Genomic DNA, 11,972 nt, shown 5'->3' with positions numbered 1-11,972 from the left:
GTGCTCGACCAGCTGATCGCCGAGGAACTCGTCTATCCCGCCTTCATGAGCCGAGGCGAGATCCGCGCCTTCATCGCCGAGACCGGGAAGCGCGGCCGCGACTGGCCGCGCGACCCCGACGGCGTGCCGCTTTATCCGCCTCTGGACAGGGCCTTGCCGATGAAGGAGCGCAAGCGGCGCATTGCCGGGAACATGCCCTTTGCCTGGCGGCTCGACGTCGAGGCGGCCATGGCGCGCATGCCGGGCGCCCTGTCATGGACCGAGTTCGCTGACGAGACCATGGCCGCGACGCGCACGGTCGAGGCGATGCCGCGGGCCTGGGGCGACGTCATCGTGGCGCGCCGCGACATCCCGACCAGCTACCATCTCGCGGTCGTCGTCGACGATGCGCTGCAACAGGTCAGCCATGTCGTGCGTGGTCAGGATCTTTATGCGGCCACCGGCGTGCAGCGCCTGCTCCAGGAACTGCTCGGCCTCCCGCCGCCACGCTATTTCCACCATCGCCTGGTCCTCGGACCGGACGGCCGGAAGCTGTCGAAGAGCCTCAAGGACACCGGCCTTGCCGCGCTCAGGCAGGCAGGCATGTCGCCGCAAGATATCCGGCCGCTGATTGGGCTTTAGCTGGCTTTCCAGTGTGTCGAGATTCAGGTCAGGCCGAGTCGAAAATGGCGGGCTCCGAGAATCGGAACGGAGCGTACTTAAAGTACGTGAGTACCGGAAGCGCAGGAGCCTGGCGTTTGCAGACCGGCCTCACCTGAATATCGACGCACTGGTTACAGACGAGCCAGCCCGGCTTTGATCAGCGCCATCACGCTGATGAAGACGAAGGCGCCGCTCAAACCCCAGCCGACCGCCAGCCTGATATCCTTGAAACTGATACCATGCTCGTTGGCGACCATGACGGCAACGAAAAAGCCAAGCGTGAAAAGCAGCGTATTGCCGGTCGAGCCGAAGCCGTCGTCCTTCATGATGGCGTCGAGCGCCGTACCGAAGAAGAATCCGAAAACCGCGACGGTCGCGACCGCGAACAGCAACCACGTCGTACCGAGATGCAAAAGCATACCTGCCCATGGCGTGCCTTAACGCCATGCCCCTCATTCGCACCGGTTGTTGAATTCGAATGAGCTTATGGATCAACCGTTTCGTTTTGCTTGCCGAATTAAACGGCATTAGAGCAATTGCCGTTATAAACTTTTCACCCGCAGCCAGAGCCCTTCCCGAAAAAATGCACAGCATCAAGCGGTTCATCCCCGCCTCTTTCGTCGTCCTGTGGGCGACCGGCTTCATCGGCGCGCGTTATGCCATGCCATGGGCGGAGCCTTTCACCTTCCTCGCCATCCGCTTCGTGCTGGCGGCGGTCCTGTTTGCCGGCCTGACCGTGCTGCTCGGCTCGCGCAGGGCGAGCCGCGAAGAAGCGCTTCACGCCACGGTGGCCGGCGTTCTCATGCACGGCGTCTATCTGGGCGGCGTGTTCTGGGCGATCCACAGGGGCATGCCGGCCGGGCTTTCGGCGCTGATCGTCGGCCTGCAGCCGCTGATCACGGCCGTGCTTGCCGGGAAATTCCTCGGCGAGGCGATCCTGCCGCGTCACTGGGCGGGCCTCGCCGTCGGGCTTTTGGGCGTCGTCGTCGTGCTTTGGCCGAAGCTAGGCATGATTGGCGGCGGCGTCACCGCGGCAACGCTGGCGGCTTCGCTCGTCTCGGTGCTCGGCATGGCCGCTGGCACGATCTGGCAGAAGCGCTACGCCTCCGGCGGCGACCTCATCCCGGCGACGATGTGGCAGTATGTCGGCGGCTCCGTCGTCACGATCCTCGGGTCGCTCGCCTTCGAGACGCGCACGATCACCGTCAACGGCGAGCTCATCTTCGCCATGGCGTGGCTGGTGCTGGTGCTGTCGGTGGGCGCTATCTTCCTGCTCATGGTGATGATCAGGGACGGCGAGATGTCGAAGGTCGCTTCGCTGTTCTACCTGGTGCCGGCCGTCACCGCCGTCTTCGCCTGGGCCCTCTTCGGCGAGCAGCTCAATCTGCTGCAGATCGCCGGCATGGCGATCGCCACGCTGGGCGTCGGGCTGGCGACCGCCCGCCAGGGCAAAGATCAGCCGACTCTCGCGCGCGCCTCGAGATAGCGGCTGATCGCGGCGTTGAGCTCGCCGCCAAGGATGAAGATGGCCGAGATGATGTAGAGGAACACCACCGCGATCATGATCGAGGCGAGCCCCGCATAGGTCGTCACATAGGACGAGAAATGGTCGAGATAGGCGGCGAAGATGGTCGAGCCCGCAAGCCATGCGATCAGCGTGAAGACGATGCCCGGAATGATCGAAACGAAACGGCGCTTGCCCGCCGGCAGCCAGATATGCACCGAAAACAGGCCGATGACGATGACCGTCGAGGCGATGACGTAACGCCATATTGTGATCGTGCCCATATAGGGCTTGATCCATTCGAAATGCGCCTCGGCCAGCCGCGCGAGCAATGGCGCGAACACCAGGAGCACGCTGACGGCGAGAAAACAGGCCGTCGCGATCAGCACGAAGATGATGCTCTGCACCCGGCGATAGATGATGCCGCGCGTCTCGGCCACCCGGTAGGCGCGGTTGAGGGATGTGCGCAGAGCCTCGATACCGTTCGAGGCGAAATAGGCGGCCAAAAGCACGCCATAGGTCAGAAGGTCGGTGCGCCGGACTGTGAGCACGTTCTGCACCTCGCGCGCGATCGGCTTGGCGATCTGCTCCGGCCAGGTGTCGAAGACCAGATGCACGGCGGTGTCGGCGAAGGCACGCGCGCCGAGAAAGCTTGCCAGCGTCGTGGCGAAGATCAGGAACGGAAACAGCGCCATCAGCGAGGTGATCGCCAGATGGCTGGCCATTGCCCAGCCATCGTCGGTGTTGAAATGGCCGATCGCATCATAGAGCACGCGCTTGACGGCGACGATATTCCTGAGCAAGGACCCGCGCTCCGCTCGATTGTGTCGACGTCGCGAATATGGGAAGTGATTGCGGCAAATGGCAACCCCAGGTGAAACCACGATTCCCGCCGCCAAAGAATTGCGCACCATTATCGTCACCGGTGCTTCCTCCGGGATCGGTGCTCATTGCGCGCGGGCGCTGAAGGCGGAAGGCTGGCGGGTGTTCGCCACGGCGCGGAAAGCTGGCGACATCGCGGCTCTCGAGGCAGACGGGATCGAGGCCTTCTATCTCGACTATCGTGAGCCGGAGTCCATCGCCGCCCTGGCCGACGCCGTATTGGAGCGCACGGGCGGCACGCTGGCGGCGCTGTTCAACAACGGCGCCTACGCGCAGCCCGGCGCCATCGAAGACCTGCCAGTAGAGGCGCTCCGCGAGCAGTTCGAAGCCAATTTCTTCGGCTGGCACGATCTGACGCGGCGCATCGTGCCGGTCATGCGCCGCCAGGGCCACGGCCGTCTCGTCCACTGCTCCTCGATCCTGGGCCTCGCCCCGGTCCGCTTTCGCGGCGCTTATTCTGCGTCCAAGCACGCTATCGAAGGCCTGATGCTGTGCCTGCGCCAGGAACTCGAAGGCAGCGGCATCCACCTTTCGCTGATCGAGCCGGGTCCGGTGACCTCGAAGATCGCCAGCAACGGCCTCGTCTGGTTCCTGAAGAACATCGACATCGAGAACTCCGTCCACCGCGCCGACTGCCAGGCGCAACTCGCGCGGCTGCAGGCGGGCGGCAGCGTCTCGCGGCTGAAGCCTGGACCGGAAGTGGTTCATACCGCCTTGCGCCACGCGCTTCTGTCACAGCGCCCGCGCCCGCACTATGTGGTAACAGTGCCGGCCAGAATCGGCGTGGTGCTCAAGCGTATCCTGCCCGCATCGGCGCTCTACCGCGTGCTCGCCAGGCGCGCCTGACCGAAACCGAACTGGAGCCAGCCCATGGCAAGCGTCTTCAACATCCTCGCCATCATCGTCATGGCCGCCGTGGTGGTCGTGCTGATCCGCGGCCTCGTCAACATGATGCGCGGCGGCTCCGGCATCACCTCCAACAAGCTGATGCAGGCCCGCGTGCTGCTTCAGTTCATCGCTTTGGTGCTGATCATGCTGACCGTCTACTTCACCCGCAAGTAACGGGCCGGGGAGGACGACGTGGTCAAGCTCAACAAGATCTACACCCGCACCGGCGACGACGGCACCACCGGCCTCGGCACCGGCCAGCGGCGGCTGAAATCCGACCTTCGCGTCGAAGCCTACGGCACGGTGGACGAAGCCAATGCCTGCATCGGCATGGCCCGCACCCACACCGCCGTCAGCCATCCGCCCATCGACGCCATGCTTTCGCGCATCCAGAACGACCTTTTCGACCTCGGCGCCGATCTCGCCGTGCCAGACGAGGGCAAGCCGCTCGACTACGAGCCGCTGCGCATTGTCGCCGCGCAGACCGAGCGCGTCGAAAAGGACATCGACCTGCTCAACAAGGACCTGCGGCCGCTGAAGTCCTTTGTGCTGAACGGCGGCGCGCCTGCGGCGGCCGCCCTCCATCTTGCCCGCACGGTGGCGCGCCGCGCCGAGCGCATCATGGTGGCGCTGGCGCAGGACCCGGCCGAGCACGTCAACCGCGAGGCGCTGAGATACATCAACCGCGTCTCGGACTTCCTGTTCGTCGCCGCGCGAGCGGTCAATGACAATGGAAATGCCGACGTGCTATGGGTGCCCGGCAAGAACCGCTGACAATCAGGTATGGCGGGAGGATCCGATGTTTATCCCGCTCTACGACACCAACCGGCTGCGTCACATCCGTCTGCAATATGTGACGATCAGTCTGATCGTCGTGAACGCTCTGGTCTATCTCGCGACCACGCTCGGCGGTGAAAACTTCACCAACGCCGCGGTGCTCGGCCTCGGCTTCATCCCTTCGGTGGTCCACGACAAGGTCGAGCTGTCGCCCGAATTCGTCGTCATTCCCGAGAGCCTCAGCTACCTCACCTATTCCTTCCTGCATGCCGACATCTTCCACCTCGGCGGCAACATGCTGTTCCTCTGGGTGTTCGGGGACAATGTCGAGGACGCGCTCGGCCATGTACGCTACCTGATCTTCTACCTCGCCTGCGCGGCGGCGGGTGCTTTCGTTCAAGGGTTGGTTGGCTGGGATTCGCAGGTGCCGCTGATCGGCGCCTCCGGCGCCATCGCCGGCGTGGTCGCCGCCTACCTGATCCTCTATCCCAGGGTTAAGGTCTGGGTGCTGGCCTTCGCCCGTATCCCCCTTCGTATCCCGGCTTTCATCCCGCTCATCCTCTGGATCCTGTTCCAGATCGTGATGTTCGCCGCGGGCGGCGAGGACCAGGTTTCCTGGGCCTGCCACATCGGCGGCATCATCGCCGGCGCCGTCCTGGTGCTGGTGTTGCGCAGGCGCGGCGTGCCGCTGCTTGCCGGCGCCGACGGCGAGCCGGATCCCACGCCGAATGTTCAGCAGGCGCCCGTTCCGACCGAGCCCGGGCCAACGCCCGAAACCTCGGCGCCACCCTCGCCGCAATAGGGTCGCGGAGCCGCGTCGCGTCAGGACTGAACCGATTTGAATGCGCCGTGCATATTGACGCGCCGGATTGCCGCCACTACGGAAACGCCACCCGGGCATGATCCCGAAAAGTGGGAACCGGTTTTCGGAAAAGACCATGCACAATCGAAGGATCGGGGTGGAACAGGTTCTTGGCGGTCGAAGACCAGAATTCCGCCCGGAATGTCGGCTTTCGACAACTCTGACAAGGCGCGCACTGCTATAGCGCGCCCGACTATCTCAAGAGAGGTGACAGGAAAATGAAGATCCTTGTGCCCGTGAAGCGGGTTGTGGATGCCAACGTCAAGGTCCGGGTGAAGGCCGACGGACTGGGCGTCGAGCTCGCCAACGTCAAGATGGCGATGAACCCGTTCGACGAGATCGCGGTCGAGGAAGCGATCCGGATCAAGGAAGCCGGCAAGGCCGAGGAGATCATTGTCGTGTCGATCGGCCCGCAGCAGGCGCAGGAGACGCTCCGCACCGCGCTCGCCATGGGCGCCGACCGCGCCATCCTGGTCAAGACCGACGAGCAGACCGAGCCGCTCGGCGTCGCCAAGGTGCTGAAGGGCGTGGTCGAGGCGGAGAAGCCCGGCCTCGTCATCCTCGGCAAGCAGGCGATCGACGATGACAGCAATCAGACCGGCCAGATGCTGGCGGCGCTGCTTGGCTGGGCTCAAGGGACCTTCGCCTCCAAGGTGGAACTCGCCGGCGATCATGCCAAGGTGACGCGCGAGGTCGATGGCGGCCTGCAGACGGTAGAGCTGAAGATGCCGGTGATCGTGACCGCCGACCTTCGCCTCAACCAGCCGCGCTACGCCTCGCTGCCCAACATCATGAAGGCCAAGAAGAAACCGCTCGACGAGAAGAGCCCGGCCGACTACGGCGCCGACGTCAAGCCGCGCCTCAAGGTCATCAAGACCGAGGAGCCCGGCGGCCGCAAGGCGGGCGTCAAGGTCAAGAGCGTGGCCGAGCTGGTCGAGAAGCTGAAGAACGAAGCCGGCGTTCTGTAAGGCATCGGGAAAGGATAAGAAAAATGGCAATTCTCCTCATCGCCGAACACGACAACGCAACCCTTTCCGACCAGACCGCCAAGGCGCTGTCGGCGACCCTGCAGATCGGCTCGGACGTCGACGTGCTGGTCGCCGGCAAGGGCGCCAAGGCTGCCGCCGACGCCGCCGCCAAGCTGAAAGGCATCCGCAAAGTGCTGCTGGCCGAGGCCGATGAGCTCGCCGAGCGCCTGGCCGAGCCGCTGGCCGCCCTCGTGGTCTCGCTCGCCGGCTCGTATGACGCCATCGTTGCGCCGGCCACATCGGTCGGCAAGAACGTCTCGCCGCGCGTCGCGGCCCTGCTCGACGTCGCGCAGGTGTCCGAGATCATCGAGGTGGTCTCGCCCGACACCTTCAAGCGGCCGATCTATGCCGGCAACGCCATCCAGACCGTGCAGGCGACCGACGCCAAGAAGGTGATCACGGTGCGCACCGCCTCCTTCCAGGCTGCGCCCGAGGGCGGCTCGGCTTCGGTCGAGACGGTCAATGCGGCCGCCAATCCGGGCCTCTCCACCTTCGTCGAGAACAAGCTTTCCGAGACCGACCGTCCGGAGCTGACTTCGGCCAAGATCATCATCTCCGGCGGCCGCGCGCTGGGTTCGGCGGAGAAGTTCCAGGAAGTCATCCTGCCCGTCGCCGACAAGCTCGGCGCCGCCGTTGGCGCATCCCGAGCCGCTGTCGACGCCGGCTACGCCCCCAACGACTGGCAGGTCGGCCAGACCGGCAAGGTGGTCGCGCCGGATCTCTACATCGCCTGCGGCATCTCCGGCGCCATCCAGCACCTTGCCGGCATGAAGGATTCCAAGGTCATCGTCGCCATCAACAAGGACGAGGAGGCGCCGATCTTCCAGGTCGCCGACTACGGCCTCGTCGGCGATCTCTTCGTCATTCTGCCGGAACTGCAAAAGGCGCTTTGACGCCTTCCGCTCAGGCATATTAAAATCCGAAGGGTGGGGTAGACGAAGTCGCCCCGCCCTTTTAGTTTGCGCTGCACAAAAAGCAGGCCGCCAAGGCCTCAAGCAATTCCAGGAAAAGTGCCTGGCGGTTTTCCGTCCGGAATTGCGACAAACAAAGAAGGCAATTCCAGGGAGAGTGCGTCGCGTTTTTCCGTCCGGAATTGCGGGAAACAAAAGATGGGAGCATTTCAACGCTTCGCAAAAGCGGAAATGCTCCAGACGGGATCGGGGTAATGAGCAAGATCGAGACGATCGGCATTGTCGGCGCGGGCCAAATGGGGGGCGGCATCGCCCATGTCGCGGCGCTCGCTGGCTACAAGGTTCTGATCCACGACGTCACGTCCGACCGGATCGAGAAAGGCATCGCCACCATCAGCGGCAACATGGCCCGACAGGTCGGCTCCGGAAAGCTCGAGGAGAAGGCGCGCAATGAGGCGATGGGGCGGATCTCATCCGCCGCGGCGATGGCCGATCTTGCCGCTGCTGACCTCGTGATCGAGGCGGCGACCGAGGACGAGACGGTCAAGCGCAAGATTTACGCCCAGCTCTGTCCGCAGCTCAACCCGGAAGCGATCCTGGCGACCAACACCTCGTCGATCTCGATCACCCGGCTCGCCGCGCAGACCGACCGGCCGGAGCGTTTCATCGGCATACATTTCATGAACCCGGTGCCGGTGATGAAGCTGGTCGAGCTGGTGCGCGGCATCGCTACCGAGGATAAGACCTTCGAAGCGGCCAAGGCCTTCGTCAACCACCTCGACAAGACGATCACCGTCTCCGAGGATTTCCCGGCCTTCATCGTCAACCGGATCCTGCTGCCGATGATCAACGAGGCGATCTACACGCTCTATGAGGGCGTCGGCACGGTCGACGCCATCGACACCGCCATGCGGCTCGGCGCCAATCATCCGATGGGGCCGCTGCAGCTTGCCGATTTCATCGGCCTCGACACCTGCCTGTCGATCATGCAGGTGCTGCATGAGGGCCTGTCGGATTCCAAATACCGCCCCTGCCCGCTGCTGGTGAAATATGTCGAGGCCGGCTGGCTGGGTCGCAAGACCGGACGCGGCTTCTACGACTATCGCGGCGACCATCCGGTGCCGACGCGCTGAGCCAGCGATTGAACGCCCTCCCGCGCGGCGCTCAGGATGCCGCGGCAAGCGGTAGAGGCATCGCCTCGTCCTTCGAGACTTCGTCCGGAGCTGCCGAAACGCAGCCGCGGCCGGCCGCCTTCGCGGCATAGCAGGCAGCGTCGGCACGGGCGATGATCTCGTCCACCTCGCCGCAGTCCGCGCGGATCGGTGCGAGCCCGATGCTGGCGCCGATCGAATGCGGGCGGCCGTCCCAGCTGAAATTCAGGTTGCGGATGGCGTCGATGATGGAGCGCGCCGCGATCATCGCCCTCGTCGGCGCGCCTGACTTCAGGATGACGGCGAACTCGTCGCCGCCGAGGCGGGCAACGATATCTTCTGGACCAAGCCCGTTGCGGATCGCATCGGCAATGCTCTTCAGCAGCGCATCGCCCGCGGCGTGGCCTCCGGTGTCGTTGACCGCTTTGAAATGATCGAGGTCGACGAACATGAACTGGTGCTCGCCGCCGTTGAGACGGCACTGATCGACCAACTCCTCCATCGTGCGGATGAAGCTCGAGCGGTTGGCGAGCCCGGTCAGCGCGTCGTGGGCGGCGGCGTAAGCGAGCTGGCGCTGCAGAGCGCGCGCATCGGTGAAATCCTGGAAGACGATGACCAGCCCGCAGAATTCGTCGCGGTCGTTCATGATCGGCGACACCACCTGGCGGATGCTGCAGCGTGTGTCATCGCGCCGGACCAGAACGGCGCGGGTGTTCTGGTCGCAGTGCTGGCGGTCGACTGCCGAGGGCCGCGTCAGGCCGATCCTCTGCCCGGTTTCCTCGTCGACCGCCCAATAGACATGGCCGAGCACCTTGCCCAGCGCGTCGCCGGCGGCAACGCAGGTCAGCTTTTCGGCGACCGGATTCATGAAGGTGATGCGGTTTGCTGCATCGGTGCAGATCACCGCGTCGCCGATCGACTGCAGCGTCACCTTGAGCCGCTCCTTCTCGTCGGCCAGCATGGCCGCCGAAACCTTGAGGCGTTCTTCGGCCTGCTTGCGTTGGGTGATGTCGGTCAGGCTGCCGATGGCCCGGATCAGCCGGCCTTCGCCGTCGCGCTCGATCGCCTTGCCGCGGTCGAGGATCCAGACCCAGTGGCCCTCCTTGTGGCGCATCCGGAACTCGGCCTCGAAGAAAGGCGTCTCGCCGGCAAGATGCGCCCGGTCCGCCTCGGCGACGAGCTCGCGGTCGTCCGGGTGGATCATCGTCAGCCAGCGATCGGGATCGCCGTCGAGCTCGCCATCCGCGTAGCCCAGCATCCTCACCCAGGTTTCGGAATAGGTCGTGCCGCCCTTGCGCGCATCGAGGCTCCACACACCCTGCCCGGCGCTGGTCAGCGCGAAGTTCCAGCGGGTCTCGGCTTCGGCGATGCGCGCTTCGGCCCGTTTGCGCGCATCGATGTCCTCGATCTGCGACACGAGATAGAGCGGGCGATGGGTCTCCTCTTCGCGGATGACCGACCCGGCAAGCTGCGCCCAGACGGGAGTGCCATCCTTCTTGAGGTAGCGCTTCTCGAAATGGAAGGAATCGATCTTTCCCTCCTTGAGCGCGATCATCGTCTCGCGGCCGATCTGCAGATCGTCGGGATGCGTGATCTGAAAGAACGTCAGCGCCTCGATTTCCGCCCGGCTGTAACCGAGCATCGCCGCGAAGGCGGGATTGGTCTGGAGGATACGGCCGTCGAGTCCGACGATGGCGACGCCGATCGCCGAATCCTCCATCGCGCGGCGAAAGCGCTGCTCGCTCTCGGCGATCTGCCGATGGTCATCCGCGATCCGGCGAATGAACAGTGCGAAAAGGAAAAGCGACGCTCCGATGACGGCAATCGAAAGCTGCAGGCACAACCTGAGCGCCGCGACGCCAGGCTGAAAGCCCGGCGACAGAATCGAGGCCGCCACGGCAATGATGCCGGCTGTCATCAAGACGGGCACGGCGCGCTTGCCGGCCCGCGGACCTTTCCAACTCGACCATGCCACAATGCGATCCCACCCAATACGCAACTGCACGCTGCCGCAACCCTGGAGGATCGATTTTAAGGAATGGTTGCGCGAACGGCAGCGACCGCTCCGCTAACCGGCAAACAATTGCCGGCATGATTAAGGATCGGTGTGCGAACCTACCAGCGGACGAAAAGCCGCCCACCTATGGCGCCGAGCGCTGTGAGGATGACAATGGCGAGCGTGTACCAGATGGCGACGAACAGCGGCGAATCGTCGAAGCAATGCGCGGCATAGAAGGTCGCCGAGAGTCCGCCGGCGAGCAGGCCGGCGACCGCGCCCGCCAGCATCGGCCGCGTCGGCGCGCCGTGACGCAGCGCCGCGAGAAAGACCGCGAGCGGGCCGATGCCGATCAGCGGGATGAAGGTCAGGCAGATGTACCAGTTGGTGCCGACCAGCCTCCTGCCCCACTCAGGCGAAGGCACGGCAAACAGTTCCAGAGCCACGGCCACGACAACCAGCAGCGGCGCGACGGCCATCCAGGCAGCCGCCCGGGCTGTCGACGCGCCGGGGGTCGACAACGCCCGAATCAGGGCGAAGGCGCTGACACCGAGCGCGATGGTGAAGACGAATTTGGCGAGGAAGCGCATCGTGTGCATGGCGGCCATGATGTCGGGACGCGGGCCGATGGTCAGCCAGAAGACCGTCGCCCCGATCACCGCCGCCGCAGCGACCGCCAGCCACCAGGCCGAATCCTGCGGCATCGCCTTGCTGCGCGCATCGGCGTCGAGCGCCTTGATGAGGTCTTCGGTTCTCATGTCACTGTTGTCCGAACCTTTTCGCGATCGCGGCAAGGCCGCGATGCAGCGACACCCTGACCGCCGTCTCGCTGACGCCGAGCTTGGCCGCCGTTTCGCCGATCGAGCGGCCATCGACCGAAATCGAAGAGACCACCGAACGCTGCGCAGGCGGCAGGCCATCCAGGGCCCTGGCGATGTCGCGCTCGCTGACGGTCTCCGCTTCCGGTTCGGCGAAAGTCTCGGCGATCTCGTCGATCTCGACCTCGATGCGCCGGCCTCGCCGACGGAACGCGTCGATCAGCTTGAAACGGGCGATCGCATAGACCCACGGGAGAACCGGAGCATCCTCGCGCCAGGTGTGCCGTTTGACATGAATGGCCAGCAAGGTTTCCTGCACGACATCCTCGGGGTCGACCCCGCCCTGAACGATCTTGCGCCGGACGAAGCCGCGAACGAGGGCGGCTATCCGGTGCAGAAAGTCGGCATAAGCCCTTTCGTCTCCCGCGATCGCGGCCCTGAGCAGCCGGGATAGTTCGGCCTCGTCCTTGCCGGTCACAAGAAGTTTACCCCCGAATGTTCGCGTCTCGGCCC

General features: G+C 64.6%; 14 protein-coding genes. 9 read left to right on the top strand and 5 right to left on the bottom strand.

Going from position 1 to position 11,972, the window contains the following annotated elements; translation table 11 throughout:
• Positions 1-621, top strand: a 621-nt coding sequence (locus EOA29_RS11595) for a glutamate--tRNA ligase family protein (RefSeq protein WP_127220921.1), incomplete at its 5' end; no start/stop codon positions are given.
• Positions 622-773: 152 nt separating this feature from the next.
• Here the strand turns inward: EOA29_RS11595 and EOA29_RS11590 are convergent.
• Complete coding sequence (locus EOA29_RS11590) at positions 774-1,034, bottom strand: hypothetical protein (RefSeq protein ID WP_245468457.1); 261 nt, start codon at positions 1,032-1,034, stop codon at positions 774-776.
• A 191-nt stretch (positions 1,035-1,225) separates the two neighbouring features.
• Here EOA29_RS11590 and EOA29_RS11585 point away from each other — a divergent pair, with 191 nt between their 5' ends.
• Entirely contained in the window at positions 1,226-2,128 is a 903-nt protein-coding gene (locus EOA29_RS11585) for a DMT family transporter (RefSeq protein WP_126091732.1), read from the top strand.
• Here the strand turns inward: EOA29_RS11585 and EOA29_RS11580 are convergent.
• On the bottom strand, positions 2,098-2,949 hold the full coding sequence (locus EOA29_RS11580) for a YihY/virulence factor BrkB family protein (protein ID WP_126091731.1): 852 nt from the start codon (positions 2,947-2,949) through the stop codon (positions 2,098-2,100). The two genes, EOA29_RS11585 and EOA29_RS11580, sit on opposite strands and share 31 nt — an antisense overlap.
• A 58-nt stretch (positions 2,950-3,007) precedes the next feature.
• Between EOA29_RS11580 and EOA29_RS11575 the strand changes: the two genes are divergently transcribed.
• From EOA29_RS11575 to EOA29_RS11545, 7 genes are all read left to right on the top strand, one after another.
• Complete coding sequence (locus EOA29_RS11575) at positions 3,008-3,874, top strand: SDR family oxidoreductase (RefSeq protein ID WP_127220920.1); 867 nt, start codon at positions 3,008-3,010, stop codon at positions 3,872-3,874.
• A 24-nt stretch (positions 3,875-3,898) separates the two neighbouring features.
• Positions 3,899-4,090 carry a twin transmembrane helix small protein gene (locus tag EOA29_RS11570; RefSeq protein WP_126091729.1) on the top strand — a complete coding sequence of 64 codons (192 nt, stop codon included), beginning with the start codon at positions 3,899-3,901 and terminating at the stop codon, positions 4,088-4,090.
• A gap of 18 nt (positions 4,091-4,108) precedes the next feature.
• Positions 4,109-4,690, top strand: a complete 582-nt coding sequence (locus EOA29_RS11565) for a cob(I)yrinic acid a,c-diamide adenosyltransferase (RefSeq protein WP_126091728.1) — start codon at positions 4,109-4,111, stop codon at positions 4,688-4,690.
• A gap of 25 nt (positions 4,691-4,715) precedes the next feature.
• Positions 4,716-5,495, top strand: a complete 780-nt coding sequence (locus EOA29_RS11560; protein WP_126091727.1) for a rhomboid family intramembrane serine protease — start codon at positions 4,716-4,718, stop codon at positions 5,493-5,495.
• Positions 5,496-5,773: 278 nt separating this feature from the next.
• Positions 5,774-6,523, top strand: a complete 750-nt coding sequence (locus EOA29_RS11555) for an electron transfer flavoprotein subunit beta/FixA family protein (protein ID WP_126091726.1) — start codon at positions 5,774-5,776, stop codon at positions 6,521-6,523.
• Between the two features lie 23 nt (positions 6,524-6,546).
• Complete coding sequence (locus EOA29_RS11550) at positions 6,547-7,476, top strand: electron transfer flavoprotein subunit alpha/FixB family protein (protein ID WP_126091725.1); 930 nt, start codon at positions 6,547-6,549, stop codon at positions 7,474-7,476.
• Positions 7,477-7,748: 272 nt separating this feature from the next.
• Positions 7,749-8,627 (top strand): 3-hydroxybutyryl-CoA dehydrogenase, encoded by an 879-nt coding sequence (locus EOA29_RS11545; RefSeq protein WP_126091724.1) that lies wholly within the window; start codon positions 7,749-7,751, stop codon positions 8,625-8,627.
• Between the two features lie 31 nt (positions 8,628-8,658).
• Here the strand turns inward: EOA29_RS11545 and EOA29_RS11540 are convergent, their stop codons facing one another.
• The 3 genes from EOA29_RS11540 to EOA29_RS11530 all read right to left on the bottom strand — a co-directional run bounded on the left by EOA29_RS11540 (position 8,659) and on the right by EOA29_RS11530 (position 11,937).
• Positions 8,659-10,575 (bottom strand): PAS domain S-box protein, encoded by a 1,917-nt coding sequence (locus tag EOA29_RS11540; RefSeq protein ID WP_245468456.1) that lies wholly within the window; start codon positions 10,573-10,575, stop codon positions 8,659-8,661.
• Between the two features lie 185 nt (positions 10,576-10,760).
• Positions 10,761-11,399: an NrsF family protein gene (locus EOA29_RS11535; RefSeq protein WP_126091723.1), complete on the bottom strand. Its 639-nt coding sequence runs from the start codon at positions 11,397-11,399 to the stop codon at positions 10,761-10,763.
• Between the two features lies 1 nt (position 11,400).
• Entirely contained in the window at positions 11,401-11,937 is a 537-nt protein-coding gene (locus EOA29_RS11530; RefSeq protein ID WP_127220919.1) for a sigma-70 family RNA polymerase sigma factor, read from the bottom strand.
• Between the last annotated feature and the right edge of the window lie 35 nt (positions 11,938-11,972).

This window comes from Mesorhizobium sp. M1E.F.Ca.ET.063.01.1.1 (genome assembly GCF_003998155.1).
Taxonomy (GTDB): Bacteria; Pseudomonadota; Alphaproteobacteria; order Rhizobiales; family Rhizobiaceae; genus Mesorhizobium.
The sequence above is the reverse complement of the archived record's forward strand: the minus strand, read 5'-3'. Positions and strand labels throughout refer to the sequence as shown.